The 399-nt window shown below is 59.6% G+C and carries 1 protein-coding gene; it reads left to right on the plus strand.

The window, feature by feature from the left end; translation table 11 throughout:
* Positions 1-83 precede the first annotated feature (83 nt).
* Positions 84-399, plus strand: a 316-nt coding sequence (locus tag AB4Y42_RS44345; RefSeq protein WP_368697911.1) for a TetR/AcrR family transcriptional regulator, incomplete at its 3' end; no start/stop codon positions are given.

Below are 399 nucleotides of genomic sequence, written 5' to 3' on the forward strand. Positions count from 1 at the left end.
GTGATTGGCGTGTTGGGCTTCCAAGGCCACGACTTTGGAGAACAGATGGCTGATCGGCTCGAATGACGTCACTTTCAAGATCAATGGATAACCAGACCCGTTCGGAAAACACCCGCAAGAAGGCCATCGAGGCCGCGCTGACGATTCTCACGCATGAAGGCGTGGGTGGGCTCACGTTCGATTCGCTGTCGCGCGAAAGCGGCATCAGCAAGGGCGGGCTCCTGCATCAGTTCCGTACGCGGCACGGCGTGCTGTGCGCGCTGCTCGATTATCAGCGGCAGCAGTTCGAGCAGATCGCTCGTGACTATCTGCAGAAGGAAGGCTCGACCAAGGCTGAACCAATCCTCGCGGCGCGGATCGCGATTTACCGGGAAGCCATCAAGCAGCCGCGTTCCGTGG

The sequence above is a fragment of the Paraburkholderia sp. EG286B genome (assembly GCF_040965655.1).
In the GTDB taxonomy this organism is placed as follows: Bacteria; Pseudomonadota; Gammaproteobacteria; order Burkholderiales; family Burkholderiaceae; genus Paraburkholderia.